We start from the raw sequence: 25,947 nt of genomic DNA, 5'->3' as shown, positions 1-25,947 counted from the left end.
CGAGGTCGCCGGGTGGGGCGGGTGGGAAGGGACGGCGGGGCGGAGGTCAGGCGAGCCGGATCCGCGGGTCGATCAGGGCGTAGACGGCGTCCACGATGATGTTGAAGAAGACGATGGCGCCGGCGGCCAGCAAGGTGACGCCGAGCACCATGGGCAGGTCGCTCTGTTCCACCGACCGCAGTGCGAGCTGGCCGACACCCTGGAGGCTGAAGACCTGCTCGGTGATGATCGCGCCGCCGATGAGGGTGGCGAGGTCGATGCCGAAGATGGTGACGATCGGGCCCATGGCGCCGCGCCAGGCGAACCGGAAGAAGACGTTGCGGCGGGACAGGCCCTTGGCCCGGGCGGTACGGACGTAGTCCTCGCTGAGCGTCTCGACCAGCTGGGAGCGCGTCATTCGGGTGTAGTTGGCGGTCCAGATCAGGGCCAGCACCAGCCAGGGCAGCAGCAGGCCGGAGACCCAGGCACCCGGGTTCTCGGTGAGGGGCGTGTAGGAGGGGTTGTCGAGGATGTCGAGCTTCCCGACGAGGAAGTACATCGCGATGTATCCGACGAAGTAGATCTGCATCGACGACGCGACCAGCGAAGCGGAGCTGGCGGCCTTGTCCTGCCACTTGCCCTGCTTGACGGCAGCGGCCATGCCGGCGCCGACACCGAAGACCAGGAAGACGACGGCGGAGCCGAAGGCGAGCGAGAGGGTCAGCGGAAGCCGATCGAGGATGGTGCCGAGGACGGGCTCGCGGTTGGCGAAGGAGTAGCCGAGGCAGGGCGCGTTGCAGTGCCCGAAGCTGCCGTAGTCCCGGCCGACGAAGATGCCCTTCAGCCAGTACCAGTACTGCACCGGTACCGGATGGTCGATGCCCATGTTGTGCCGCACCTGCTCCAGAATCGGCTTGGTGCAGTTCTTGCCGCAGGACATCATGGCGGGGTCACGCGGGATGGCGTAGAAGAGCCAGAAGGTGACGGCGCTGATGATCAGGAGGATGACCAGCGCGCCGAAGGTTCGGCGGACAAGGAAGCGGAACATGGGGCGTGACTTTCCGGACGGGGCGCCGTCGCCGGTGTGAGGGGTGGGCCGTAGGGGGCGGCCGGGTGGTGGCCGCCCCCCATGGGTCGGGCGTGACTACTTCTTGGCGTAGAGCTTGCAGAGCGCGACGCAGGTGTTGGCGCTGTCGTAGACGACGTGGCCGACCTTCGACCCGTACATCCAGTGGCGGATGGGGTGGTAGTCCGGCACGCAGCCCGCGAGCTCCATGATCTGGCGGTCGATGGCGCCCCAGGCGGCGTTGGCCTTGGCGGGGTCGGTGATCTTCGACGCGGCCTCGATCGCCTTGTTGACGCTCGTGTTGTCGAACTGCGACCAGTTCTGGCCGCCGTCGTGGATCTGGCTGCCGTCCCAGGTCGGGTAGAACTCCGAGTAACCGGCGGGCCAGTCCGGGCTCCAGCCGGCGGCGAACATGTCGTAGCCGTTGTCGAGCTTGCTGATCTGGGTGTAGAAGGTCGACTTGTCGACCTGCTTGTTGACCACCTGGAAGCCGGCCGCCTCCAGCGCGTTCTTGATCGCGATGGCCTGCTTCACCGAGTTGTCCGACTGCTGGTAGGCGATGACCAGCTTCTGGCCGACCTTGCCGGCCTCCTTCAGCAGGGCCTTGGCCTTCACCGGGTCGCCGCCCGGCTTCTGCGCCTTGCCGTACAGGTCGAACTTGTGGTAGCCGGGGGTCACCGGGCTGAAGACCGTGGTCGCCATCTCGGTGACGGACGCACCGCCGCGGATCGTCTGGAGCTGCTGGAGCGGCCAGGCGTAGTTGATGGCCTGGCGGACCTTGACGTCCGTGATGCGCTTGGCGTTGATCGGCCAGTAGTAGGTGGCCGTGTCGATCGCGGTGAGGATGCGGCTCTTGTACTTCGCGTTGGTCAGGACCTGGGCGACGCGCTCCGGAGCGATCTCGTTGAAGATCGACATCGTGTACTGGTCGTTGCCGCGGTCCGAGATGTAGCGGTCGGTAGACGCCAGGTTCTGGAAGCCGAACTGGAAGACGAACTTGTCCGGGTAGGCGTTGCGGATCGAGTCGGCCTTCGGGTCCCAGTGCGCGTTGCGCTCGAACGTCATCGACTTGCCGATCTGACGATCGGCGATCTTGTACGGGCCGCAGGACAAGGGGCGCTTGTCGTACTTCTCCTTGGTGTCGTGCTTCTTCGACACCAAGGCGTAGCCGCGCATGGCCAGGGTGAAGTTGAAGTCACCGCGCGCCTCGTTGAGGTGGAAGGTGACGGTCTTGCCGGAGATCTCGACGGAGTCCAGGTGCTTGCCGCCGTAGGGGCCCTTGTAGCCCTTGGCGCCCTCCAGCCAGTTCTGGACGTAGCGCGGACCCTCGGTGATGAAGTCGGCGAAGATGCGCTCGAAGGTGTGGCGGACGTCGTCCATGGAGACGTCCGAGCCGTCCTCCCACTTCAGGCCGTCCTTCAGCGTGAAGGACCAGGTCTTGCCGCCGTTCTTCATGGTGCCGGCGTCGGTGGCGAGGTCGCCGACGAGGACGGCGCCGCCCTTGTCGTCGATCTTGTAGCCGGTCAGACCGCGCAGGATCGGGACCGTGATCGCCGCCTCGGTGGAGGAGTAGATCTGGGCCGGGTCCAGGTGGTCCATGTCGAACTGGTCGAGGGAGTAGATGGTGCCACCCTTGACCGCACCCGTGACCTCGGGCGCCGGACCGGTCGAGTCGGCCTTGGTGCCGACCGCGATCTGGGTCGTCTTGCTGCCGCTGACCGAGGGGACCTTGTCCCCCTTGCCGTTGCTGTCGCCGCCACTGCTGCAGGCGCTCAGCACGGAGGTGGAGGCCGCGGCCACACCGGTGGCGATCAGGAAGTTTCTACGCGAAAAAGACATGCTGAGCCTGCCTATACGGGTCAATTCGGACGGTCGGAGCCAGCCGGACATCATCGAACCGGGCCGGGTGGAACGGGGCGCTACCGCCTCGACTTGGGGTCGAGGGCGTCGCGTACGGAGTCCCCGAGCAAGTTGAAGGCGAGGACGAAGATGATCATCGCCAGACCCGGGAAGAGCATGAAGGTGATGTCCTCGGAGTAGAACTGGGCGCCGCGGGCGATCATGACGCCCCAGTCCGGGGTCGGGTCGATCATGCCGACACCGAGGAACGCGAGGCCCGCCTCCGTGGTCACGAGGGCCGGGAGCAGCAGGGTGGACTGGATGAGGATCGGAGTCCACAGGTTGGGCAGCAGTTCCTTGAAGACGATCCGCATGGGGGACGCGCCCGTGACCTTCGCCGCCTCCACGAACTCCCGCTCGCGCAGGCCGAGTACCTGACCGCGCAGCAGACGTGCGATGGAGGCCCAGCCGAAGAAGGTCAGCACCACGATCAGGGCGGTCGCGCGCAGCGAGGTCGGGATGTCCTCGTCGGCGGCGACGAAGAGGCCGAAGACGACGGGCATGAAGGCGATGAAGAACAGCGTGGAGGGGAACGACAGCAGGATGTCGATGACCCGGCCGACGAAGTAGTCCACCTTGCCGCCGAGGTAGCCCGCGGTGATGCCGATCACGACGCCGAAGAACACGGTGAGCAGGGTGGTCGCCAGGGCGATGCCCAGCGAGTTGCGGATGGAGTACAGCAGGAAGGTGAAGACGTCCCGGCCCAGCTGCGGCTCGACGCCGAACCAGAAGTCCGAGCTCATCCCGCCGTTGGGGCCCGCAGGGTACGAGAAGGCATTGAACAGATCGGGCTGCTTGGTCACATATGTGGTGTACGGATCCTTACCGTACAGCTTGGCGATCAGCGGGGCCGCGATGCCGATCACGAAGAAGAAGATCACGACGTAAGCGGATATGACGCCCGTCTTGTCACGCTTGAAGCGCTTCCAGGCAAGCCGTCCCGGAGAGCGGCCCTCGCTGCCCTTCGAGACGTCCGAAGTGGTCGACTTCGTGACGGTCTCGTCGGTCACCTCAAGCGGGGCAGCCGCGGATGGAGTTGGGGGGGTCATGGTGCTCCTGGCCCAAGCGAGGGTCTGATGACTCCGCAGGGCGCTCCCCTACGGGCTACGCCGGACTTTTTCAACGCAATTCATTCAAGGTCAATAAATTCTCGGTCGGCTTGGGTTTCTCTTTACTTTCTTTACTTCAACTTGGCCGTTCCGTAGCTACGCGGGTAGCACGCCGTAATCAATCCGTGCTTCACATCGGACCAATCGGGCTAAACGGTCAATGCGTTCGATATGCGGACGGTGGAGTGTCGAAATGCGTACATCGCCGCGTGCGAATCCAACGTTTCCGCATCGTTGCGCAGAGATCCGTTGCACTCCACCCGCAAGATCATCAAGGCGACGGACGGGGCGTGCCTGCATTTGGATGACTCGTACGGCCAAAGGGCCCTCAATCGGAATGAGGGTGTGCAAGGTCGGTCATATCACCTGATATTTGCATTTACTGGATCGGTGTTCACGGAGGAGGCACGCCCATGCGGGGAACCACCCGTACCCGAGGGGCCGCCTGCGCGGTGGCGGTGGTGGTGGCGCTCGCCGCCGCGGGCTGCGGGGGCGGCCCCTCGGCCGGCGGCACCGGCGGCGCCGTGCTCAGCTCCTCCTGGGGAGACCCGCAGAACCCGCTGGAGCCGGCCAACACCAACGAGGTGCAGGGCGGCAAGGTGCTCGACATGATCTTCCGGGGCCTGAAGAAGTACGACCCGAGGACCGGCAGGGCCACCGACATGCTCGCCGAGTCCATCCGCACCGGCGACTCGCGCACCTTCACGATCACGGTGAAGGACGGCTGGACCTTCTCCGACGGCGAGAAGGTGACCGCCCGCTCCTTCGTGGACGCCTGGAACTACGGGGCGAGCCTGCGCAACAGCCAGAAGAACGCCTTCTTCTTCGCCTACATCGACGGGTACGACAAGGTCCACCCCGCCCACGGCAAGCAGAGTGCCGACACCCTGGCCGGCCTGAAGGTCGTGGACGGGCGCACCTTCACCGTCCGGCTCAACCAGAAGTTCTCCGCCTTCCCCGACACCTTCGGCTACCCGGCCTTCGCCCCGCTGCCCCGCGCCTTCTTCACCCACCACGCGGCCTGGCTGGCCAAGCCGGTCGGCAACGGCCCCTACGCCGTCGAGTCCTACACGAAGGGCTCGCAGATGTTCCTGCGGAAGTGGGACGGCTACCCCGGAGCCGACAAGGCGCTCAACGGCGGGGTGACCCTGAAGGTGTACACGGACAACAACACCGCCTACACCGACCTGATGGCCGGCAACCTCGACCTCGTGGACGACGTGCCGGCCGCCCAGCTGAAGAACGTCGGCAGCGACCTGGGCGACCGCTACCTCAACACCCCCGCCGGCATCATCCAGACCCTGTCCTTCCCCTACTACGACAAGGCATGGAACCGGCCGGGCTCGGAGAAGGTCCGCACGGGCCTGTCCATGGCGATCGACCGCCGGCAGATCACCGAGACGATCTTCAACCGGACCCGCACCCCGGCCACCGACTGGACCTCCCCGGTGCTCGGCCCGGCCGGCGGCTACAAGGCCGGGCTGTGCGGCAGGGCCTGCGAGTACCACCCGGACGAGGCGAGGAAGCTGGTCAAGGAGGGCGGCGGCATCCCCGGCGGGCAGGTCAGGATCACCTACAACGCGGACACGGGCTCGCACAGGCAGTGGGTGGACGCGGTGTGCAACTCCATCAACAACGCCCTGGGCAACGGCAAGGCCTGCGTCGGCAACCCGGTGGGCACCTTCGCCGACTTCCGCAACCGGATCGGCCGGCACCGGATGACCGGGCCGTTCCGCGCGGGCTGGCAGATGGACTACCCGCTGATCCAGGACTTCCTCCAGCCGCTGTACTACACCGACGCGTCCTCCAACGACGGCAAGTGGTCCGACCCGGACTTCGACAAGCTCGTCGACCGGGCCAACGCCGAGACGGACCAGACCCGGTCCGTCCGGCTGTTCCAGCGGGCCGAGGAGGTCGTCCGGGACCACATGGCCGCCATCCCGCTCTGGTACCAGAACGGCAACGCCGGCTACTCCCAGCGGCTGTCCGGCGTGGCGCTGAACCCCTTCAGCGTCCCCGTGTACAACGAGATCAAGGTCAGCTGAGCCGCCATGGGGCGCTACGTCGTCCGGCGACTGCTCCAGATGATCCCGGTGTTCATCGGCTCCACCCTGCTGATCTTCCTCATGGTGAACGTGATGGGCGATCCCGTCGCGGGCCTGTGCGGCGAACGGCAGTGCGATCCGGCGACGGCCGCCCAGCTGAAGCAGGAGTTGGGCCTCGACCAGCCGGTCTTCCCGCAGCAGTACCTCGCCTACATGGGGAGGGTCTTCACCGGCGACTTCGGTACCGCGTTCAACGGGCAGAAGGTCACCGAGCTGATGGCGACGGCGTTCCCCGTCACCATCCGTCTCACCGTCGTGGCGATCCTCCTCGAGGTCGTCGTCGGCATCACCCTCGGCGTCCTCAGCGGCCTGCGGCGCGGCCGGCCCGTCGACACCGGCGTGCTGCTGCTGACGCTGGTGGTGATCTCCGTCCCCACCTTCGTCACCGGCCTGGTGCTCCAGCTGCTCCTCGGCGTCAAGTGGGGCTGGATCAGACCCTCCGTCTCCCCGGACGCCGGCTTCGGCGAGCTGTTCGTGCCGGGCCTGGTCCTCGCCTCCGTCTCGCTCGCCTACGTCGCCCGGCTGACCCGCACCTCCATCGCCGAGAACAAGCGCTCCGACTACGTCCGCACCGCCGTCGCCAAGGGGCTGCCCCGGCACCGGGTCATCACCCGGCACCTGCTGCGCAACTCGCTGATCCCGGTGGTCACCTTCATCGGCTTCGACATCGGCGCGCTGATGGGCGGTGCGATCGTCACCGAGCGCATCTTCAACATCCACGGTGTCGGCTACCAGCTCTACCAGGGCATCCTGCGGCAGAACACCCAGACGGTCGTCGGCTTCGTGACCGTGCTCGTCCTCGTCTTCCTGGTGGCCAACCTCCTCGTCGACCTGCTCTACGCCGTACTCGACCCGAGGATCCGCTATGCCTGAGCAGCCGTACGAGCCCGAGCGCGCCATCGCCGGCACCGGCATGGGCGGCGCGATGGACCTGGGCGCGAGCGAGGCCGTCACGCTGGAACGGATGCCGAACGGCCCGGGCGGCGGCCCGGACGGCACCGGGCCGGTCGGCCGGCCGCGCTCGCTGTGGTCCGACGCCTGGCGCGACCTGCGCCGCAACCCCGTCTTCCTGCTCTCCACCCTGGTCATCGTCTTCCTGGTCGTCATCTCCGTGTGGCCCTCGGCGATCACCTCCGGCAACCCCCTGACGTGCGACCTCGCCAAGGCCCAGGAGGGCGCCCGGCCCGGCCATCCCTTCGGCTACGACGGCCAGGGCTGTGACGTCTACACGCGCACCGTCTACGGCGCCCGTACGTCCGTCACGGTCGGCGTGTGCGCCACGCTCGGCGTCTCCCTGTTCGGGTCGGTGCTCGGCGGACTCGCGGGCTACTTCGGCGGCAGATGGGACGCGGTGCTGTCCCGGATCACCGACGTCTTCTTCGCCATCCCGGTCGTCCTCGGCGGTCTCGTCCTCCTCTCCGTGGTGACCAGCAATACGGTCTGGCCGGTCATCGGGTTCATGGTGCTGCTCGGCTGGCCGCAGATCTCCCGCATCGCGCGCGGTTCGGTCATCACCGCCCGGCACCACGACTACGTCCAGGCCGCCCGCGCCCTCGGTGCCTCCGACTCGCGCATCCTGCTGCGGCACATCGCGCCCAACGCGGTGGCGCCGGTCATCGTCGTCGCGACCATCGCGCTCGGCACCTACATCGCCCTGGAGGCGACCCTGTCCTACCTCGGCGTCGGCCTCAAACCGCCCAGCGTCTCCTGGGGCATCGACATCTCCGCCGCTTCCCCCTACATCCGCAACGCCCCGCACGCCCTGCTGTGGCCCTCGGGCGCCCTCGCCGTCACGGTCCTGGCCTTCATCATGCTCGGCGACGCGGTCCGCGACGCCCTCGACCCGAAACTGAGGTGACGCCGTCGTGCTGCTCGAAGTAACGGACCTGCACGTGGAGTTCCGGACCCGGGACGGGATCGCGCGCGCCGTCAACGGCGTCGGTTACCGCGTGGACGCCGGTGAGACGCTCGCGGTGCTCGGCGAGTCCGGGTCGGGCAAGTCCGTCACCGCGCAGGCCGTGATGGGCATCCTGGACACGCCGCCGGCGCGGATCACCGGCGGGCGGATCCTCTTCCAGGGGCGGGACCTGCTGACGCTGAAGGAGGAGGAGCGGCGCAGGGTCCGGGGCAGCGCGATGGCGATGATCTTCCAGGACGCGCTGTCCGCCCTCAACCCGGTGATGACGGTGGGGGACCAGCTGGCGGAGATGTTCACCGTCCACCGCGGGATGTCGAGGAAGGACGCCCGGGCGAGGGCGGTCGGGCTGATGGACCGGGTGCGCATCCCGGCCGCCGCCCAGCGCGCGCGGGACCACCCCCACCAGTTCTCCGGCGGCATGCGCCAGCGCATCATGATCGCCATGGCGCTGGCCCTGGAGCCGGCGCTCGTCATCGCCGACGAGCCGACCACCGCGCTGGACGTCACCGTCCAGGCCCAGATCATGGACCTGCTGGCCGAGCTGCGGCGCGAGTACCGCATGGCGCTGATCCTGATCACGCACGACCTGGGCGTGGTCGCGGACGCCGCCGACCGGATCGCGGTGATGTACGCGGGGCGGATCGTGGAGTCGGCGCCCGTGCGCGACCTCTACAAGGCCCCCGCCCACCCCTACACCCGCGGTCTGCTGGACTCCGTGCCCCGCCTGGACCACAAGGGCCGGGAGCTGTACGCCATCAAGGGCCTCCCGCCGAACCTGACGCGCGTCCCGCCGGGCTGCTCGTTCCATCCGCGCTGCCCGATGGCCCGGGACGTGTGCCGCACCGAGGTGCCGCCGCTGTACGAGGTGTCCGAGGAGCGGGGCAGCGCCTGCCACTTCTGGCGGGAGTGCCTGCATGGCTGAGCCGATCCTGGAGGTCGGCGGCCTCGTCAAGCACTACCCGCTCACGCGGGGCGTCCTGTTCCAGAAGCAGGTCGGCGCGGTGAAGGCCGTCGACGGCGTCGACTTCACCCTCGGCAGGGGCGAGACCCTGGGCATCGTCGGGGAGTCGGGCTGCGGCAAGTCGACGGTGGCGAAGCTGCTCTGCAACCTCGAACGGCCGACGGCCGGCTCGATCCGGTTCAAGGGCGAGGACATCACCCGGCTGTCCGGCCGGGCCCTGAAGGCGGTCCGCCGCAACATCCAGATGGTCTTCCAGGACCCCTACACCTCCCTCAACCCCCGGATGACGGTGGGCGACATCATCGGGGAGCCCTACGACATCCACCCGGAGGCCGCCCCCAGGGGCGACCGGCGCCGCCGGGTGCGGGAACTGCTGGACGTGGTCGGCCTCGACCCGGACTACGCCGACCGCTATCCGCACCAGTTCTCCGGCGGCCAGCGCCAGCGCATCGGCATCGCGCGCGGACTGGCGCTGCGTCCCGAGGTGATCGTCGCCGACGAACCGGTGTCCGCGCTGGACGTCTCGGTGCAGGCCCAGGTGATCAACCTCCTGGACCGGCTCCAGTCGGAGTTCGACCTCAGCTACGTCTTCATCGCGCACGACCTGTCGGTCGTCCGGCACATCTCGGACCGGGTCGCGGTCATGTACCTGGGCCGGATCGTGGAGACCGGCCGGGACACGGAGATCTACGGCCATCCCACCCACCCCTACACCCAGGCCCTGCTGTCCGCCGTCCCTGTGCCCGACCCCGAGGCCCGCGCGCACCGGGCGCGGATCATCCTCACCGGTGACGTGCCCTCGCCGACGGACATCCCCTCCGGCTGCCGCTTCCGCACCCGCTGCTGGAAGGCCCGGGACCGCTGCGCCAAGGAGGTCCCGGCCCTGGCGGTCCCCGCCGTCTTCCGGGACACCTCCGGTCCCGCAGCCCACGCCTCGGCGTGTCACTTCGCGGCGGAGGCGGTGCCGGGGGAGCGGGCGGTGCCGGGGGAGCCGGTGGGGCCGGCGGCGAACGGCGACGGGCCGGGGTGACATCGCGCACCCCGGCCCGTCCACGGCACCCGCACGGCCGTACGCTGTTCAGCCTCCCGTGTCCGTATATCGGTGCCGCTTCCGTCAAGTTGCCTGCGTGTTAACCCCGTTCACGAGGTCCGGCCCGGGTGCGGCAGGGAGCGCCGGAGGAAGTCCAGCTGGAGCCGGAGCAGGTTCTCCGCGACCGTCTCCTGCGGGGTCATGTGGGTCACGCCGGACAGGGGGAGCACCTCGTGCGGGCGGCCCGCCGCCAGGAGGGCGGAGGACAGGCGCAGGGAGTGGGCGACGACCACGTTGTCGTCCGCCAGCCCGTGGATGATCATCATCGGGCGGTGCGGTTCGGCCGGGGCGACCAGACCCGCGTCGTCGATCAGCGAGTTGCGGCGGTAGACCTCCGGCTGCTCGTCCGGGTGGCCGAGATAGCGCTCCTGGTAGTGGGTGTCGTACAGCCGCAGGTCGGTGACGGGGGCACCGACCACGGCCGCGTGGAACACGTCCGGGCGGCGCAGCACCGCGAGGGCCGCCAGATAGCCGCCGAAGGACCAGCCGCGGACCGCCACCCGGCCCAGGTCCAGCGGGTACCGCTCGGCGAGGCCGTGCAGCGCGTCCACCTGGTCCTGGAGCACCACCTCCGCCAGGTCGTCGCGGACCGCCTTCTCCCAGGCCGGCGAGCGGCCCGGGGTGCCCCGGCCGTCGGCGACGACCACCGCGAAACCCTGGTCGGCGAACCACTGGGAGGTCAGATGGGCGTTGTGCGCGGCGACGACCCGCTGGCCGTGCGGGCCGCCGTAGGGGTCCATGAGCACCGGCAGGGGAGTGTCACCGTGGTAGTCCCGTGGCATAAGCACGGCGCACGGGATTCGGCGTGCGCCCCCCTCGGTGAGGGACACCCGCGGGGACAGACCGGGATGTTCGGCGTACGAGCGGACAGTCAGCGCCGGTTCTCCGTCAGCCAGCACCTGGACCCGGGTGCCCGGCCGGTCCAGCGCGGCGGACACCAGAACGGTCACGCCCCCGGAGCGCACCGCCCCGTGCACGCCGGGCTCCTGGGACAGCCGTTCCAGGCCCAGTTCGTTCACCCGGTACACATGGACTTCGCCAATCTCCGGCGACTGGGCCTCCGGACCGGAAGAGGCGGAAACCAGTACGTCGTCCGCACCCACGTCCAGTACGGCCCGGATGTGCAACTGACCGCTGGTCAGCGGACGTTCGCCGACCGTCAGGACCCGCGCGCCGCCCTCGTCGGCGATCCGGACGAGATGCCCGGACGGGCTCCAGCAGGGCACTCCGGCGAAGAGTTCCAGCCAACTTGGATCTTCATCGGCGTGCACCATCCGCGTGGCGCCCGTGTCCGGGTCCACCGCCAGGAAGAGCTGGCTGCGCTGGTCCCGCGCCTGGACCAGCAGCAGCGGCGCACCCGCCTCTGACCAGTGCACTCGCGCCAGATACGGATAGCGCGACCGATCCCAGGAGACCTCCGTGCGCGCTCCGTCCAGCCCGTACACGAACAGGCGTACGTCGGCGTTCGCCGTGCCCGCCGCCGGATATCTGACAGGGAGCGGCTCGCGCTCCGGGTGGGCCGGGTCCGCGATCCACCACCGCCGCACCGGCGTGTCGTCCACCCGGGCCACGAGCAGCCGGTCCGACCCCGGCGCCCACCAGAAGCCCCGGGAGCGGGTCATCTCCTCGGCCGCGACGAACTCCGCGAGGCCGTAGGAGACCTCCGCCGACTCCGGCTCGGCCAGTGCCCGGTCGCCGTCGCCCTGGGCGTCCACCACCCGCAGCGCCCCCCGGGCGACGTACGCGATGTGCCGTCCGTCGGGCGAGGGCCGGGGGTCGATCACCGGTCCCGGAACAACCAGTTCACGTGCCCCGCCGGTCCGCAGCCCAGCCGTGAAAAGCCGCCCTGACAAGGCGAAAGACGCCACCTCCAGGGCGCCGTCGGTGGCATAGCCGACGATGCCGGCGCCGCCCTCCCGGCTGCGCTCCCGGCGGGCCCGCTCCTCGGCCGACAGCTCTTCGGAGGCGCCCCGCAGGAGCGCGTACGGGTCGGCCGCGAGGCGCTCGGCGCCCCCCGGCAGATCCAGGACCCACAGGGAGTTGGCCCGGTCGGTGCCGGAGCCGGAACGCAGGAACGCGACACGTGAACCGTCGGGCGCCACGCTGAAGGCACGCGGCGCGCCGAGCGTGAACCGCTGGGTCCTGGCGTGCCGACGGGGGAAGGAGTCAGCCTCGGTCGTCATACCCCGACCATATTGGCCATGCGCCCCCTTGTGCGGCCGTGCGCCGAGCGATGCGCGAGTACGGATAGTTATGATCACTACCGCTGTGTGGGTATGAACCTGCTGGCGTCCGCATGGAGTTGCTCTACACCCGCCGCGTCCCTGGGATCTTTGGAGGTGAGCCGCCGTGGCACTCTCGATTTCGGCGGTGGTGCTGCTGGCGATCATCGTTTTCCTGCTGGTCAAGAAGTCAGGGCTGAAGGGCGGCCACGCGGTCGTCTGCGTCCTGCTCGGCTTCTATCTCGCCTCCTCGACCGTCGCGCCGACGATCAGCGAGCTGACCACCAACGTCGCCAGCATGATCGGCAGCATCAAGTTCTGACGGCGGCTGTCGCGGGCACCGGCGCGGAGCCTCGTAGGGTGGTCCCATGACGGAACTGCCAGCGCGGCGTCTGCTGCTGGTGCACGCGCACCCGGACGACGAGTCGATCAACAACGGCGCGACCATGGCCCGGTACGCCGCCGAGGGTGCCCACGTGACCCTGGTCACCTGCACCCTCGGGGAGCGCGGGGAGGTCATCCCGCCGGAGCTGCGGCAGCTGACCGGTCCCGCGCTGGGCACGCACCGGCGCGGCGAGCTGGCCGCCGCCCTGGGCGCGCTCGGAGTCACGGACGCCCGGCTGCTCGGCGGCGCCGGGCGCTACGGCGACTCCGGGATGATGGGCCTCGCCGGCAACGACGACCCCGGCTGCTTCTGGCAGGCCGACGTCGACGAGGCCGCCGGTCACCTCGCCGAGGTGATCCTGGAGGTCCGTCCACAGGTCCTCGTCACCTACGACGACAACGGCGGCTACGGGCACCCGGACCACATCCAGGCCCACCGCGTCGCCATGCGCGCCGTCGACCTGGCGGACGCGCGGGGGCACCGGGTCGCCAAGGTGTACTGGAACCGCGTCCCCCGTTCCGTCGTGGAGGCCGCCTTCGCCCGCCTCCACGAGGAACTGCCCGTCCTCCCGTTCGACCAGGCCGCCTCCGTGGAGGACGTACCCGGCGTCGTGGACGACGAGCGGATCACCACCGCGGTCGACGGCACCGCGTACGCCGCCGCGAAGGCCGCCGCGATGCGCGCCCACGCCACCCAGATCGAGGTGGCCGAGCCGTACTTCGCGCTCTCCAACGCACTCACCCAGCCGCTGTTCACCACGGAGTACTACGAGTTGGTCCGCGGGAGCGGGGAGCGCGGCGAGAGCGACCTGTTCGCCGGCGTCGAGGAGACGGCATGAGTGACCCCCGACCGGGCTCCCCGCTCGCCCAGCCGCTGCGCCCGCCGTCCCCCGGGCGGGCCGCCGCCCACGCCGGCCTCTTCCTGCTCGGCGCGGTCGTGGGGCTCGCCGGGGCGCTGGTCCAGGCCGGCTGGTTCCCCGGTGGGCTGTTGCTCGCCCTCGCGGGCGCCGGCGGACTGTTCCTCGGCGGGGCACACGCCACCGGCGGCCGGGGCGGAGCGGTCGCGCCGGCGGCCGGCTGGATCGTGGCCGTCATCCTGCTCACCACCTCGCGCCCCGAGGGCGACTTCCTGTTCGGCGCCGGCGTCGGCTCGTATCTCTTCCTGCTCGGCGGCATGGCACTCGCTGTGATCTGCGCCACCGTCGGCTTGGGACGGCAACCCGGTCGCGGCTCCGCCCGACTTGGCAAGTGACGTACCACTTCGCCGTGGGCCGCGGGTGCGGGTCCGGTGGGGGTTTAGTCAGCGGTCATGGGATACGCGCCAGAAGTGGCCAGTATGGTGGTGCGCGCCGCCGAGCCTCCCCCAAGCGCTCGACTTCGCTCGTGCCGGGGGACCCTCACCGCGCAGTGAGGTCGTAACGGGCGGCGGAGCCAACCGGGAGAACCTGCCTTGAGTCGTGAAACTGACACTCCGTCCTCCGGGCCCAGCGGGCGCGGCGGAGCCGCATACCCCTCCGGCACGCCGCCGTACGGGACCCCCTTGGCTTCCGACGACGCCACGGGCGCGGGCCGTTCGGGCACGCGGCCGGAGGAGAAGAAGACCGAGACCACACTGACGACCCGGATCCGGATCAACATCCCCGGATCGCGGCCCATCCCGCCGGTCGTCATGCGCAAGCCCGTCGGGGACGGCGAGAGCGCCGGCGAGGAGCAGCCCGCCGCCGAGCCGGTTCCCGCGGCCGAGCGGACCCCCGCCGGTCCCGACGAGACCCCGGCGGAGCCCGCGGCCCCGGGGGACGAGAAGACCAGCGACTGGTTCGCGCCCCGCAAGTCCGCGCCCGGCAAGGGCGCTCCGGGCGGCGGCGGCACGAACGGCGCCGGGATGCCCGGCGGTTCCGCCGCGCCCACCGCCGCCCCCGCGGCCCCCGGCGTGCCGGGTGCCCGTACGGGTGGTCCGGGCGCTCCCGGCGCGGCCGGTACCACCGGCGCACGTCCCGGCGGCGGCCGTCCCGGCAGTGTGGTCGGGTCCATGAGCGTGCCGGGTGCCCGTTCCGGCGGCACCAACGGCAAGGGCCTGCCCGGGGCCACGGGTGGCCCCGTCGCTCCCGGCCACGGCGGCGGCACCGGCTCCTTCGACGTCACCGAGGCGCTGACCGCGCATCAGGCGAGCGGCGGCTCCCGCCCCGGTCCGTCCGGCTCCGGCGAGCCGCGCCGCGACGACCTGCCGTACTTCGCGGAGAACGGCACCCAGGACGGCTACGGCGGCGCCGCGGGCCCGGGCGGCGCGAGCGGCCGCGACGGTTACGGTGGCGCCGCTGCGGCGGGCACGGGCGGTCAGGACGGCCTCGGCGGCGCCGCGGGTGCGAGCGGCGCGGGCGGCCGGGACGGGTTCGGTGCCGGTGCGGCGGGCGCGGGCGGCCGCGACGGTTTCGGCGGCGCCCCGGGCGCGGGCGGTGCCAACGGACACGGCGGTCCCGGCGGCCCCAGCGGCTTCAGCGGTCCGGGCGGACACGGCGGTCCCGGCGGCCCGCAGAGCCCGGCCGGCCCCACCAGCGGCCCGGCCACCGGTGACGGCACCCTCGTCCCGCGGGCCGGCGAACCCTTCGACGGTCCGTCAGGTCCAGCCGGTCCCGCCGGCGCGGGTGGTTACGGCACCCCGGGCGGCCAGGGCGCCCCGCCCGCCCGCAGCGCCCTCGCCGGCCTCGACGGGCCCACCGGCCCGGGCGGTCCCGGTGGCCCGCGGGCCACCCCCGGTGGTCCCGCGGGGCGCGGACCCGGCGGGCTCAGCGACGACACCGCGATCCTCACCCCGCAGAAGCCGGCCCCGGAACCGGGCACGCCCGGCTACCGTTCCCCGGCCGCCGACAACGTCTCCGGACACACCGTCACCAGCGGCATCCCGGTCGTCCCCAGCGCCGGGAAGTCCCCGTTCGGCAGCCACGGCGACGGCGGCCCCGCGGCGCCCGCCGCGCCCCGGCCGGCGCCGGCCCCCGCGCCCAAGGCGGCGGCCAAGCCGAAGAAGAAGGGCCGCAGCAAGCTGGTGCTGCTCGCGGTCGGCGTGATCGTCGTCGCGGGCGGTGCCTACGGCGCCGGACTGCTGATGAACCACACCGACGTGCCCAAGGGCACCACCGTGCTCGGTGTCGACATCGGTGGCGGCACGCGCGACGAGGCCGTCAAGAAGCTGGACGACGCCTTCGGCAGCCGGGTGAACAAGCCGCTGAAGCTGGCCGTCGGCGGCCGGACGGTCGCCCTCACCCCCGAGAACGCCGGACTGCAGTTCGACTACCAGGCCACGGTGAGCGAGGCCGCCAAGAGCGACTACAACCCGGTCCACGTGGTCGGTTCCCTGTTCGGGCAGAAGCGCGTGGTCCAGCCGGCGATGCCGGTGGACGAGGAGAAGCTCCAGGCCGCCCTCCAGCAGGCCGGCGGCGGCTCCGGCTCGGTCACCGACGGCACCATCAGGTTCGACCACGGCCGGGCGGTCGCCGTCTACGGCAGGCCGGGCAAGGCCATCGACGCCGCCCGGTCGACCCAGGCGGTCGAACAGGCGTACCGCACCCTGGTGGAGACGGGCACCGCGTCGTCGGTCGGCGTGCCGACGACCACCAAGGAGCCGACGGTCCCGAACGCCGAGGTCGACCGGATGATGAAGGACTTCGCGAAGCCGGCGATGTCCGGGAACGTGACCGTCCAGACGGACGCGGCGCACGTGGTCCCGATGAGCCCGCAGAACTCGCTGTGGAAGTTCCTCAGGGTCACCGCCGTCGACGGCAAGCTGGTCGACAAGCCCGACCTGGCCGCGCTCAAGCAGCTGTACGGGCAGGCCTTCGACGGGGTGCTCATCACCCGCGGCAACGGCAAGAAGACGCCCGTCACCCCCGAGGACGTCTACGCCGCCCTGCGCCAGGCCCTCACGAGCAGGACCAACCGGGTCGCGGTGATCGACACCAACCCGAGCTAGCCGCCGTCACCCCGGGGCGCCCTGCCGGGGCGCCCCGGGGCCGTGTCATCCGGGCCGCATGACATCTGTCATCCGGCACACAGGACCCGCGGCACTGCCGGGCCCGGTGCCCTCTCCGCCAGCATGGACGGCATGACGACGACAGCGGCGCCGGCCACCACCACCCCGGTGGTCGGGTTCGACCAGGTGACCAAGACTTACGGGAGCGTGCGGGCCGTCGACGGCCTCTCGCTGCGGCTGTACCCGGGCGAGACCGTCGCCCTCCTCGGCCCGAACGGGGCCGGCAAGTCCACCACCCTGGACCTCCTCCTGGGCCTCAAGCAGGCCGACACCGGCGCGGTGCGCCTGTTCGGCACGAGCCCGCGCGAGGCGATCGTCGCGGGACGGGTGGGGGCCATGCTCCAGAGCGGCGGGCTGATGGACGAGGTCACCGTCGCCGAGCTGGTGAAGCTGGCCTGCTCCCTGCACCCGAGGCCGTACCCGGTGGCCGACGTGCTCGCCCGGGCGGGCGTCACGCAGATCGCCGGCCGCAAGGTCGACAAGCTCTCCGGCGGCCAGGCCCAGCGCGTCCGGTTCGCCCTCGCCACCGCCGGCGACAGCGACCTGATCGTGCTGGACGAGCCGACCACCGGCATGGACGTCTCCGCCCGGCAGGCGTTCTGGGCCACCATGCGCGAGCAGGCCGACCAGGGCCGTACGGTCCTCTTCGCCACCCACTACCTCGAAGAGGCCGACGCCATCGCCGACCGGGTGCTGGTGCTGCACCGGGGCCGGCTCCTCGCCGACGGGACCGCCGCCGAGATCAAGGCCAGGGCCGGTGCCCGCCGTGTCTCCTTCGACCTGACGGGAGACATCGACGCAAGCGCCCTGCGTGCCCTGCCGCACCTGACGTCCCTGGACGTGTCGGGGCAGACCGTCCGCATCCAGTCCGCCGACGCCGACGCGACCGTCCACGCCCTGTACGGCCTCGGCCTGTACCCCCGCAACCTCGAAGTCGCCGGGCTCGGCCTGGAGCAGGCCTTCGTCGCCATCACCGCCGCCGAGGAGGCGAAGCAGTCGTGAACAGCCTGATCAGACTGGAACTCACCCGCGCCCTGCGCAACCGCAAGTTCCTGTTCTTCTCCGTGATCTACCCCTCGGGTCTGTTCCTGCTCATCGCGGGCAACGCCGACAGCCACACCAAGATCGACGGCACGGGCCTGACCCTGCCGACGTACATGATGGTCTCGATGGCCTCCTTCGGCGCGCTGACGGCCGTCCTGATGGGCAACAGCGAGCGCATCGCCAAGGAACGCGAGAACGGGTGGGTGCGGCAGCTGCGGCTGACCACCCTGCCCGGGCGGGGGTACGTCCTCGCCAAGACCGCCGGCGCGGCCGTGGTCAGCCTGCCGTCCATCGTGATCGTGTTCGTGGTCGCCGCGGCGGTGAAGGACGTACGCCTCGACGCCTGGCAGTGGCTGGCGCTGAGCGGCGCCATCTGGGCCGGCAGCCTGGTCTTCGCCGCGCTCGGCGTCGCCATCGGCTACCTCGCCAGCGGGGACGCGGTCCGCCCGATCACCATGATCACCTACTTCGGGCTGTCCATGCTGGGCGGTCTCTGGATGCCGACGACCACCTTCCCGCAGTGGCTCCAGGACATCGCCGAGTGGCTGCCCACGCACGCGTACGCTTCCCTCGGGCGGGCGATCGAACAGAGCCAGGCCCCGCACGCCCGCGACATCGCCGTCCTCGCCGTCTCCTTCGCGGTCTTCGCGGGCGGCGCGGCCTGGCTGTACCGGAAGGACACGCTGAAGGCGTGAGCACCATGACGGAAGACCGGCAGGCAGGAACCGCGCGGCCCGCCCCCGTGGGCTGGCCGCCCCGCAACCGGCGGGAGTTGATGGTCAAGACGCTCTGGATCGGCGTCTGGCTGGTCTTCCTCAGCTCCCCGGTCGGCGACCTGGTCCACGGCGGCCACACCACCGGCGCCAGGGTGGCCGGCTCCCTGGGCCTCACCGCGTTCGTCGGGATCTACCTGGCGCTGGTCTTCCGCAACATCGGCCGCCCGTTCACCCCGCGCGTCGTGCTCACGCTGGGCGGCATCCTCGGTGTCCTCGCCCCCGTGCTGGCCCTCACCCTGGGCGGGGCCTGGCTGGGGCTGTTCGTCTACCTGTCGGTCGCCTGGGGGGCCACCCTGCCGCTGCGGGCGGCCTACTGGGCCATCCCGGCCTCCGCGCTGGTGATGTACCTGATCGGCGTGCGCTCCGACGAGAAGGAGGCGCGGGGGCTGCTCCTGCTGGTGCTGCTCATCGGGTTCGCGATGACCGGCGTCAGCCAGCTGGTGCGCACCACCGTCGAGTTGCGCAAGGCCCGGGCGACCGTCGCCCAGCTGGCCGCGAACGAGGAGCGCCTGCGCCTCGCCCGCGATCTGCACGACCTGCTCGGCCACTCGCTGTCGCTGATCACGCTGAAGAGCGAGCTGGCCGGCCGGATGCTGCCCGGCCGGCCCGATCAGGCGGCCCAGCAGGTCGCCGACATCGAACAGGTCAGCCGGCAGGCCCTGGCCGACGTCCGTGAGGCCGTCACCGGCTACCGGCGGCCCCGGCTCGCCGCCGAACTCGCCGGGGTCCAGGTCGCGCTGACCGCCGCCGGAGTCACCGCCGACCTGCCCGCCGAACCCGACCTCACCGCGGTTGCCGAGGAGGCCGAGTCCGCGCTGGCCTGGGCGCTGCGCGAAGCGGTCACCAACGTGGTCCGGCACAGCGGTGCCGACCGCTGCGCCGTCCGGCTGCTGCGCCGCGAGACCCTGGACGGGGCGGTGCTCGAACTCTCCGTCGAGGACAACGGGACGGGTGGTTCCGGCGCGGGCCCCGGCAACGGCCTGGCCGGCCTGACCGAGCGTCTGGAGAAGGCCGGCGGCAGCCTGGAGGCGGGCCGGGTCCGGCACGGGTTCCGGCTCGTCGCCCGCGTGCCCACGGCCGCCGCGGCGGACGTAGGATCCGGGGCATGACGAGCAAGATCAGAGTCCTGCTGGCGGAGGACCAGTCGATGGTCCGCGAGGCGCTGGCGGCACTGCTCGGCCTGGAGGACGACATCGAGGTCGTCGCCCAGGCCGCGCGCGGCGACGAGGTGCTCGCGGCCGTCGGCGCGCACGGCGTGGACGTCGCCCTGCTCGACATCGAGATGCCCGGCTGCACCGGCATCGAGGCCGCCGCCCAGGTCCGCCGCGCGTATCCGCGGGTGAAGCTGGTCGTCCTGACCACCTTCGGCCGGCCCGGCTATCTGCGCAGCGCCATGGAGGCGGGCGCCGACGCCTTCCTCGTCAAGGACGCCCCGGCCGCCCAGCTCGCCGAGGCGGTCCGCCGGGTGCTGGCCGGGGAACGGGTGATCGACCCGACGCTGGCCGCCGCCGCGCTCGCCGACGGCGCCAACCCGCTCACCGAGCGGGAACGCGAGGTGCTCCGCGCGGCGGCCGACGGCTCCACCAACGCCGAACTGGCGCGCGCCCTGCACCTGTCCCAGGGCACGGTCCGCAACTACCTCTCCACCGCCATACAGAAGCTGGCGGTGCGCAACCGCGCGGAGGCCGTGCGCATCGCCCGGGAGAAGGGCTGGCTGTGAGGGCCCCCTCCGGGTGACGGCCGTACGGGCCGGCCTCAGTTGAGCTTGGACCGCGCGATGCGCGCCTCCTGCCGTACCTTCTCGGCGGCCGGCTCGTCGACCACCTCGATCAGATCGGCGTAGGTGTCCAGTTCGTCGGCGCCCGCCGTGAACTGGCCGCGCTGCACCAGCAGTTGTCCGCGTTCGTAGCGCAGTCGCGCCGGATGCGCGGGGATGAGCAGCCCCAGTTCCACGGCCCGCAGGGCGACGTCCGAGCGTTCCGGCCGGGCCGCGGCCCACGCCCTGATGTTGTTCAGGACGCGCTGCACGACCTCCAGGGGCGCCGCCGGCTCCAGCGCGGACGGCTGCAGCGACGCCCCCGTGGCGCCCGCCACCAGCAGCTCCGCGTCCGCCCCGGTCAGCACCCGGCCCTCGTCGAACGGATCGGCCAGCACCTGCTCTCCCGCCGCCCCGAAGCCGACCACGAAATGCCCCGGCAGCGCGACGCCGTACACCGGGGCCCCGGCCCGGCGCGCGACCTCCAGCCACACCACCGACAGCAGGATGGGCAGGCCGCGCCGCCGCCGCAGCACCTCGTGCAGCAGTGAGGACTCCAGGCGCTGGTAGTCGCCGGGCGTCCCGTGGAACCCGTGGCGGGCACCGAGCAGCCGTTGCACGGCCTGAGCCCACGCGCGCGGGCCGCCCGGCCGGTACGGCAGCTCGCCCGCCAGCCGGTCCAGCTCCGCCTGCGCGGCGTCGATGCCGGCCTCGTCCAGGGAGCCGTCCGCCTCCGCGCCGATCAGCAGGCACAGGGCGGACAGGTCCGGCCGCTCGGACCGGGCCTCCTCGGTGAACCGCTGCCGCAGTTCGGCGGAGCGTTCCGGTGGCGGTGGGTACGGGGGCGGCAGGTACGGGTGATGCATGGCAGGCTCATGCCCTTCCCACGGTGGTTCTACGAGCGTTTTCGCACGGCGGTTTCAGGGCCGCCCGGGACCGGAGGGCGACCGGGGCTCCGACGGCGCCCGGTAGTGGTGGTACGCGTGGTGCGGTGTGAAACCGAGCGCGGCGTACAGCGCCCGCGCGCCCTCGTTGTCCGTCTCGACCTGGAGCCAGGCCGCCGACGCGCCCTCGTCCAGCGCGCGCCGGGCCAGCGCGGCCATCACCTCGGTGGCCAGCCCCTGCCGCCGCCGGCCGGGGGCCACCTCGACCGCGGCGAACCCGGCCCACCGCCCGTCCACGGCACACCGCCCGATCGCCGCCGGGGGCTCACCGGCCGCTGTGCCGGGGACGGAGGCGAACCACACCGACGGCTCTCCTCCACGCTCGGTTCCGCCCGCGCGTGGGGACCCCGACCCCAGCACCCGCAGGGCCACCTCGCCCGCCCCCGCGCGCCCGTACCGCGCGAGCCACGCCTCGTCCGCCGTCCGGGACAGCACCACACCCGCCCCCTCGGCCCGGTCCGCGACGGGAGCCAGGGCGGCGGTCCACAGCTCGGCGGTCACCTCCCGGGTCCAGCCGCGCCGCTCCAGCTCGGCGCTCAGCAGCTCCTGCGTGCCCTCGGCGCCGGTCGCGGTCTGCACGTAGGCGGGCAGGCCGCGCTCGCCGTACCAGCGTCGTACGGCGTCCAGGGCGTCGTCGAGCGGGAGGCCGGGATCACCGAGCGGCAGCACGCTGTTGGCCCGCCGGGTGAAGCCCGTCCGCGGCCCGGGCGCCGGGCCCGGGCCGCCCGGCACGTCGTCCGCCGCCGCCCGCAGCTCCCACTCGCCGAGCCGCTCGCTCTCCACCGGCCGCCACGCGCGCGCGGCGACGTGTGCCAGCTCCGGGTAAGAGGCGGCGGGTCCCCGGCGGCGCGCCGGCGCGGCCGGGACGACCTTCCCCGCCACCAGCGCGGATTGCGGGATTCTGACCCGTTCCCCGTCCCGCCGTGTGATCATGAGCACGCCATCGTCCCATGATGTGAGAACACCGACCGTGTCGGTGAACTTCTCGGGCGCCGCACCGGGCTCGCCCAGGCGCCTGACGGAGACTCGTTTTCCCACGTCAGCTGGGGTGATACGGACTTCGAGGCGTCCACTCGCCGAGATTTCCACTGGTCAGTTCACCCCTCCTGTTCGGATCATGCTCCGGAACGGAGATACTAGGGGCGGGCATCGACGACGCCGCGCTCCCGCGCGCCAGGCGGCGGAGCCTGAGGAGGCCCGCCGGCGCCCTATCGAGGAGGAACGACAGCGTGACCTACGTCATCGCGCAGCCTTGTGTCGACGTCAAGGACAAGGCGTGCATCGAGGAGTGCCCGGTCGACTGCATCTACGAGGGCCAACGGTCCTTGTACATCCACCCGGACGAATGCGTCGACTGTGGTGCCTGTGAGCCGGTCTGCCCGGTCGAGGCGATCTTCTACGAGGACGACACTCCGGAGGAGTGGAAGGACTACTACAAGGCGAACGTCGAGTTCTTCGACGACCTGGGCTCGCCCGGTGGTGCCAGCAAGCTGGGGCTGATCGAGCGCGACCACCCCTTCGTCGCCGCGCTGCCGCCGCAGGGCGAGTGACCGTCTGAGCGCCTGGCGGCCATCGGGGGACCCCGTGGCGCCGCCCCGACGAAAGTGAGCCACCCATCGTGTCCGCAGTCACCGACCGCCTCCCCGACTTCCCGTGGGACCGGCTGGCCCCGTACAAGCAGACGGCCGCGGCCCACCCGGACGGCATCGTCGACCTCTCCGTCGGCACCCCCGTCGACCCGGTCCCCGAGCTGATCCAGAAGGCCCTCGTCGACGCGGCCGACTCCCCGGGCTATCCGACGGTCTGGGGCACCCCCGCGCTGCGGGACGCGATCACCGGCTGGCTGGAGCGCCGCCTGGGCGCCCGCGGCATCACCCACCGCCATGTGCTGCCGGTCGTCGGCTCCAAGGAACTGGTCGCCTGGCTGCCCACCCAGCTCGGTCTGGGCCCCGGCGACACGGTCGGTCACCCGCGCCTGGCCTACCCGACCTACGAGGTCGGTGCCCGCCTGGCCCGCGCGGACCACGAGGTCTACGACGACCCGACCGAGCTGGACCCGTCGCGGTTGCGGCTGCTGTGGCTCAATTCCCCGTCCAACCCCACCGGCAAGGTCATCCCCCGCCAGGAGCTGGCCCGGATCGTCGCCTGGGCCCGCGAGCACGGGGTCCTGCTGGTCGCGGACGAGTGCTACCTGGAACTGGGCTGGGAGGCCGACCCGGTCTCGGTGCTGCACCCCGACGTCAACGGCGGCTCCTACGACGGGATCCTCGCCGTCCACTCCCTGTCCAAGCGCTCCAACCTGGCGGGCTACCGCGCGGCGTTCGTCGCCGGCGACCCGGCCGTGCTCGGCCCGCTGCTGGAGATCCGCAAGCACGGCGGCATGATGACCTCCGCGCCGACGCAGGCGGCGGTCGTGGCCGCCCTCGGGGACGACACCCACGTCCAGGAGCAGCGCGCCCGCTACGCTGCCCGCCGCGAGGTTCTCCGGGCGGCCCTGCTGTCCCACGGCTTCCGCATCGAACACAGCGAGGCGAGCCTCTACCTCTGGGCCACCCGGGACGAGTCCTGCTGGGCCACCGTGTCCCGTCTGGCCGACCTCGGCATCCTGGTGGCCCCGGGCGACTTCTACGGCGCGGCGGGCGGGAACTTCGTCCGCGTGGCCCTGACGGCGACGGACGAACGCGTCCAGGCGGCGGCGACCCGCCTGACGGCGTAACCGCCACAGCCGCCACAGCCGCCGCCACAGCCGCCGCACAGGCCGAAGGGGCCCAGGAGGGACCCTGGACCCCTTCGGCGCCGAGCCGGACGCTCAGCCGAGCGGCAGGCCCTTGGCCGGCAGGGACGAGGTCGGCAGTCCGCCCTTGGTCGGCAGGGACGACATCGGCAGGGAAGACATCGGCAGGGACGAGGTCGGCGCTCCGCCCGTGGCGAGGGACCCGGTCGGCAGTCCGCCCTTCGTCGCGCCGGACGAGGCGTTCCCGAGGACACCGCCCGCGCTCCCGGTCACGCCCCCCGCGGCCTGCTGCACCGCGGGCGCCGCCTCCTTCAGGGGACCGCCGCCGGTCCGGCCCGCGCCCGGCATCGCCTGCTCGACGGTCCTGGCGCCGGACTCGCTCACGAGCGAGGTGGCGCCCTGTGCGGCACCGTCGACGGTCTTGCCGGCGTGCGCCCCGTCCACGGCGGTCAGGCCGCCCAGGTTCGGGGTGGCCGGCAGGTCCGTGGCCGCACCGGCGGAGCCGGCCGCACCGACCCCGGCAGCCGCTCCCGCTGCGACGAGCAGCGCGACACGGGCGATCCGGCGGGTCAGGGGGAGGGACATGATGCTCCATTCGACGGGAGGAAAACGGTGTGTCCGGGACGGATGTGCCCGGGTCCGGACGCCGTGACTACCGCTCGAGGGCCGCGAAGGTTGCGGACGGCCCGGGTAAAGAATGGATAACGCATCGCATTATCAGGTGTGGATAAAAACGGGCAAACAGTGTGGGTCGCATGGCGCGCAGAATCCTTCCGCCCCTTGCGTCCCAAGGGTTCGCTCGCCCCGTGCACCCCCTGGTCGGCCCATCGGGCGGCCCGGCACCGCACAACCCGCCGGGGTGACCCGCCGTACTACTGTGCGGTCTCGATCCGCACAGCCCCCACGGACCGCTCCGCGCCGCCGGCCCCGCCGGAGCGGGCCCCGCCCCACGCGTCGCCGCCGCTCCCCGCGGTCCACACCCGCCCCGCGTAGGACACCCGCCGGATGTGCAGCGCCGAGGAGTTGGCGACCGCCCATTGCGCCAGCTGCCAGCCCCGCGCCAGCTCACCGCGCCCGTTCGCGTCCCGCTTCGCGCCCCGCGGCACCGGGACGGTCACCGTCCGGCCGTGCGCGCTCGCCGTCACGCTCGGCGAGGGGGACGGCGGCGGCACCGGCGTCCCGCCCACCTCCGCCCCGGTCTCCTGGAGCGCGTCGCGCCCGAAGTCCCGTACCAGCGCCGCCCGCACCGCGTCCGGTCCGGTCGCCGACGCCGTGCGCTCCGGGCGCCCGTCACAGGTCAGCGTGGCCGCCGCCCGGCCGGTCAGGGCCGCCGCCAGCAGCGCGGCGTCCGACTCGTGCTTGGCGTACGCCTCCGGGTAGCCGCTGCGCTGCACCCGCTGTGCGGCCACCGTCAGCGGCAGGCCGGTGTAGTCCGGCACCTTCGCCAGGTGCGCGTAGAAGATGCCCGCCGCGTACGCGGGGTCCATGATCTGCCGCTCGGTCCCCCAGCCCTGCGAGGGCCGCTGCTGGAACAGGCCCAGCGAATCCCGGTCGCCGTGCCCGATGTTGCGCAGCCCCGACTCCTGGAGGGCGGTCGCCAGCGCGATCGTCACGGCCCGCTCGGGCATCCCGCGCCCGGTGCCGACGGCGGCGATCGTCGCCGCGTTCACCGCCTGCTCCGGAGTGAACTGGTACGACGCCCCGTCACCCCCGGCCCGGACCACCTCGCAGCCGCGCGCCCCGCCGCCGGTGACGTACTGCACGACGAGGTACGCGGCGACGCCGCACAGGACCAACAGGGCCGCCGCGAGACGCAGGAGGCGGCCGCGACGCTGCGGACGGGTGGGGGACGGCTCTGGCACGCGTACAAGGTACTGGAGCCCGCCACCGGCCTGATCAGTGGTCGGCTCCACGCCTCCGGCCGGCCGGGCGACCG

At 71.8% G+C, this 25,947-nt stretch carries 23 protein-coding genes; 15 read left to right on the top strand and 8 right to left on the bottom strand.

Going from position 1 to position 25,947, the window contains the following annotated elements:
* Nucleotides 1-46 precede the first annotated feature (46 nt).
* From ACGFT1_RS11680 to ACGFT1_RS11670, 3 genes are all read right to left on the bottom strand, one after another.
* Complete coding sequence (locus ACGFT1_RS11680; RefSeq protein WP_373908822.1) at nucleotides 47-1,027, bottom strand: ABC transporter permease; 981 nt, start codon at nucleotides 1,025-1,027, stop codon at nucleotides 47-49.
* A 96-nt stretch (nucleotides 1,028-1,123) separates the two neighbouring features.
* On the bottom strand, nucleotides 1,124-2,884 hold the full coding sequence (locus ACGFT1_RS11675) for an ABC transporter substrate-binding protein (RefSeq protein WP_373908821.1): 1,761 nt from the start codon (nucleotides 2,882-2,884) through the stop codon (nucleotides 1,124-1,126).
* Between the two features lie 80 nt (nucleotides 2,885-2,964).
* The gene (locus tag ACGFT1_RS11670; RefSeq protein ID WP_373908820.1) at nucleotides 2,965-3,954 is read right to left on the bottom strand and encodes an ABC transporter permease; all 990 of its coding nucleotides are present in this window, start codon (nucleotides 3,952-3,954) and stop codon (nucleotides 2,965-2,967) included.
* 512 nt (nucleotides 3,955-4,466) lie between these two features.
* On the opposite strand from ACGFT1_RS11670, the gene ACGFT1_RS11665 reads away from it, so the two are divergent.
* The 5 genes from ACGFT1_RS11665 to ACGFT1_RS11645 are packed head-to-tail and all read left to right on the top strand — an operon-like array spanning nucleotide 4,467 to nucleotide 10,067.
* Nucleotides 4,467-6,098 carry an ABC transporter substrate-binding protein gene (locus ACGFT1_RS11665; protein WP_373908819.1) on the top strand — a complete coding sequence of 544 codons (1,632 nt, stop codon included), beginning with the start codon at nucleotides 4,467-4,469 and terminating at the stop codon, nucleotides 6,096-6,098.
* Nucleotides 6,099-6,104: 6 nt separating this feature from the next.
* Complete coding sequence (locus ACGFT1_RS11660; protein WP_373908818.1) at nucleotides 6,105-7,031, top strand: ABC transporter permease; 927 nt, start codon at nucleotides 6,105-6,107, stop codon at nucleotides 7,029-7,031.
* Nucleotides 7,024-8,016, top strand: a complete 993-nt coding sequence (locus ACGFT1_RS11655) for an ABC transporter permease (protein WP_373908817.1) — start codon at nucleotides 7,024-7,026, stop codon at nucleotides 8,014-8,016. Before ACGFT1_RS11660 ends, ACGFT1_RS11655 begins: the two co-directional genes overlap by 8 nt.
* Before the next feature lie 7 nt (nucleotides 8,017-8,023).
* A complete protein-coding gene (locus tag ACGFT1_RS11650; protein WP_373908816.1) occupies nucleotides 8,024-8,998 on the top strand; it encodes an ABC transporter ATP-binding protein in 975 nt (324 codons plus the stop codon).
* The gene (locus tag ACGFT1_RS11645) at nucleotides 8,991-10,067 is read left to right on the top strand and encodes an ABC transporter ATP-binding protein (RefSeq protein WP_373908815.1); all 1,077 of its coding nucleotides are present in this window, start codon (nucleotides 8,991-8,993) and stop codon (nucleotides 10,065-10,067) included. The genes ACGFT1_RS11650 and ACGFT1_RS11645 overlap by 8 nt, the downstream gene beginning before the upstream one ends.
* Nucleotides 10,068-10,177: 110 nt before the next feature.
* On the opposite strand, the gene ACGFT1_RS11640 is transcribed toward ACGFT1_RS11645, so the two are convergent.
* A complete protein-coding gene (locus tag ACGFT1_RS11640; protein ID WP_373908814.1) occupies nucleotides 10,178-12,310 on the bottom strand; it encodes a prolyl oligopeptidase family serine peptidase in 2,133 nt (710 codons plus the stop codon).
* Nucleotides 12,311-12,476: 166 nt separating this feature from the next.
* Between ACGFT1_RS11640 and ACGFT1_RS11635 the strand changes: the two genes are divergently transcribed.
* The 8 genes from ACGFT1_RS11635 (at nucleotide 12,477) to ACGFT1_RS11600 (ending at nucleotide 20,297) form a co-directional block, all read left to right on the top strand.
* On the top strand, nucleotides 12,477-12,671 hold the full coding sequence (locus tag ACGFT1_RS11635) for a hypothetical protein (protein ID WP_361447744.1): 195 nt from the start codon (nucleotides 12,477-12,479) through the stop codon (nucleotides 12,669-12,671).
* 46 nt (nucleotides 12,672-12,717) lie between these two features.
* Nucleotides 12,718-13,572, top strand: a complete 855-nt coding sequence (gene mshB / locus ACGFT1_RS11630) for an N-acetyl-1-D-myo-inositol-2-amino-2-deoxy-alpha-D-glucopyranoside deacetylase (protein ID WP_373908813.1) — start codon at nucleotides 12,718-12,720, stop codon at nucleotides 13,570-13,572.
* Nucleotides 13,569-13,985 (top strand): DUF6113 family protein, encoded by a 417-nt coding sequence (locus ACGFT1_RS11625; RefSeq protein WP_373908812.1) that lies wholly within the window; start codon nucleotides 13,569-13,571, stop codon nucleotides 13,983-13,985. The genes mshB and ACGFT1_RS11625 overlap by 4 nt, the downstream gene beginning before the upstream one ends.
* A 198-nt stretch (nucleotides 13,986-14,183) precedes the next feature.
* A complete protein-coding gene (locus ACGFT1_RS11620; RefSeq protein WP_373908811.1) occupies nucleotides 14,184-16,697 on the top strand; it encodes a hypothetical protein in 2,514 nt (837 codons plus the stop codon).
* Between the two features lie 132 nt (nucleotides 16,698-16,829).
* Nucleotides 16,830-17,759, top strand: a complete 930-nt coding sequence (locus ACGFT1_RS11615) for an ABC transporter ATP-binding protein (RefSeq protein WP_373908810.1) — start codon at nucleotides 16,830-16,832, stop codon at nucleotides 17,757-17,759.
* Nucleotides 17,756-18,496 carry an ABC transporter permease gene (locus tag ACGFT1_RS11610; protein WP_373908809.1) on the top strand — a complete coding sequence of 247 codons (741 nt, stop codon included), beginning with the start codon at nucleotides 17,756-17,758 and terminating at the stop codon, nucleotides 18,494-18,496. Before ACGFT1_RS11615 ends, ACGFT1_RS11610 begins: the two co-directional genes overlap by 4 nt.
* Nucleotides 18,493-19,686 (top strand): sensor histidine kinase, encoded by a 1,194-nt coding sequence (locus ACGFT1_RS11605; protein WP_373908808.1) that lies wholly within the window; start codon nucleotides 18,493-18,495, stop codon nucleotides 19,684-19,686. Before ACGFT1_RS11610 ends, ACGFT1_RS11605 begins: the two co-directional genes overlap by 4 nt.
* A complete protein-coding gene (locus ACGFT1_RS11600; RefSeq protein ID WP_373908807.1) occupies nucleotides 19,683-20,297 on the top strand; it encodes a response regulator in 615 nt (204 codons plus the stop codon). The genes ACGFT1_RS11605 and ACGFT1_RS11600 overlap by 4 nt, the downstream gene beginning before the upstream one ends.
* A 35-nt stretch (nucleotides 20,298-20,332) precedes the next feature.
* Here the strand turns inward: ACGFT1_RS11600 and ACGFT1_RS11595 are convergent, their stop codons facing one another.
* Together ACGFT1_RS11595 and ACGFT1_RS11590 are read right to left on the bottom strand one after the other, a co-directional pair.
* Nucleotides 20,333-21,199: a tetratricopeptide repeat protein gene (locus ACGFT1_RS11595; RefSeq protein ID WP_373908806.1), complete on the bottom strand. Its 867-nt coding sequence runs from the start codon at nucleotides 21,197-21,199 to the stop codon at nucleotides 20,333-20,335.
* A 54-nt stretch (nucleotides 21,200-21,253) separates the two neighbouring features.
* Nucleotides 21,254-22,366, bottom strand: a complete 1,113-nt coding sequence (locus ACGFT1_RS11590) for a GNAT family N-acetyltransferase (protein WP_373908805.1) — start codon at nucleotides 22,364-22,366, stop codon at nucleotides 21,254-21,256.
* Nucleotides 22,367-22,506: 140 nt separating this feature from the next.
* Here ACGFT1_RS11590 and fdxA point away from each other — a divergent pair, with 140 nt between their 5' ends.
* Together fdxA and ACGFT1_RS11580 are read left to right on the top strand one after the other, a co-directional pair.
* The gene (gene fdxA / locus ACGFT1_RS11585; RefSeq protein WP_121787075.1) at nucleotides 22,507-22,827 is read left to right on the top strand and encodes a ferredoxin; all 321 of its coding nucleotides are present in this window, start codon (nucleotides 22,507-22,509) and stop codon (nucleotides 22,825-22,827) included.
* Nucleotides 22,828-22,895: 68 nt separating this feature from the next.
* A complete protein-coding gene (locus ACGFT1_RS11580) occupies nucleotides 22,896-23,993 on the top strand; it encodes a bifunctional succinyldiaminopimelate transaminase/glutamate-prephenate aminotransferase (RefSeq protein ID WP_373908804.1) in 1,098 nt (365 codons plus the stop codon).
* Between the two features lie 93 nt (nucleotides 23,994-24,086).
* Here the strand turns inward: ACGFT1_RS11580 and ACGFT1_RS11575 are convergent, their stop codons facing one another.
* Nucleotides 24,087-24,596 (bottom strand): ATP-binding protein, encoded by a 510-nt coding sequence (locus tag ACGFT1_RS11575; protein ID WP_373908803.1) that lies wholly within the window; start codon nucleotides 24,594-24,596, stop codon nucleotides 24,087-24,089.
* Nucleotides 24,597-24,883: 287 nt separating this feature from the next.
* A complete protein-coding gene (locus tag ACGFT1_RS11570) occupies nucleotides 24,884-25,873 on the bottom strand; it encodes a heavy metal transporter (protein ID WP_373908802.1) in 990 nt (329 codons plus the stop codon).
* Nucleotides 25,874-25,947: the final 74 nt, after the last annotated feature.

Origin of the sequence: Streptomyces sp. Y20 (genome assembly GCF_043195475.1) — a bacterium.
Lineage (GTDB): Bacteria > Actinomycetota > Actinomycetes > Streptomycetales > Streptomycetaceae > Streptomyces.
Note: the sequence above shows the minus strand (reverse complement) of the source record. Positions and strands in the feature narration are given on the sequence as shown.

What these genes read in the sequence shown, in the direction of transcription:
- ACGFT1_RS11640 (WP_373908814.1), bottom strand. Translation starts at nt 12,310, where the DNA reads ATGACGACCGAGGCTGACTCCTTCCCCCGTCGGCACGCCAGGACCCAG.
- ACGFT1_RS11680 (WP_373908822.1), bottom strand. Translation starts at nt 1,027, where the DNA reads ATGTTCCGCTTCCTTGTCCGCCGAACCTTCGGCGCGCTGGTCATCCTC.
- mshB (WP_373908813.1), top strand. Translation starts at nt 12,718, where the DNA reads ATGACGGAACTGCCAGCGCGGCGTCTGCTGCTGGTGCACGCGCACCCG.
- ACGFT1_RS11645 (WP_373908815.1), top strand. Translation starts at nt 8,991, where the DNA reads ATGGCTGAGCCGATCCTGGAGGTCGGCGGCCTCGTCAAGCACTACCCG.
- ACGFT1_RS11600 (WP_373908807.1), top strand. Translation starts at nt 19,683, where the DNA reads ATGACGAGCAAGATCAGAGTCCTGCTGGCGGAGGACCAGTCGATGGTC.
- ACGFT1_RS11655 (WP_373908817.1), top strand. Translation starts at nt 7,024, where the DNA reads ATGCCTGAGCAGCCGTACGAGCCCGAGCGCGCCATCGCCGGCACCGGC.
- ACGFT1_RS11660 (WP_373908818.1), top strand. Translation starts at nt 6,105, where the DNA reads ATGGGGCGCTACGTCGTCCGGCGACTGCTCCAGATGATCCCGGTGTTC.
- ACGFT1_RS11625 (WP_373908812.1), top strand. Translation starts at nt 13,569, where the DNA reads ATGAGTGACCCCCGACCGGGCTCCCCGCTCGCCCAGCCGCTGCGCCCG.
- ACGFT1_RS11615 (WP_373908810.1), top strand. Translation starts at nt 16,830, where the DNA reads ATGACGACGACAGCGGCGCCGGCCACCACCACCCCGGTGGTCGGGTTC.
- ACGFT1_RS11665 (WP_373908819.1), top strand. Translation starts at nt 4,467, where the DNA reads ATGCGGGGAACCACCCGTACCCGAGGGGCCGCCTGCGCGGTGGCGGTG.
- ACGFT1_RS11575 (WP_373908803.1), bottom strand. Translation starts at nt 24,596, where the DNA reads ATGTCCCTCCCCCTGACCCGCCGGATCGCCCGTGTCGCGCTGCTCGTC.
- ACGFT1_RS11675 (WP_373908821.1), bottom strand. Translation starts at nt 2,884, where the DNA reads ATGTCTTTTTCGCGTAGAAACTTCCTGATCGCCACCGGTGTGGCCGCG.
- ACGFT1_RS11595 (WP_373908806.1), bottom strand. Translation starts at nt 21,199, where the DNA reads ATGCATCACCCGTACCTGCCGCCCCCGTACCCACCGCCACCGGAACGC.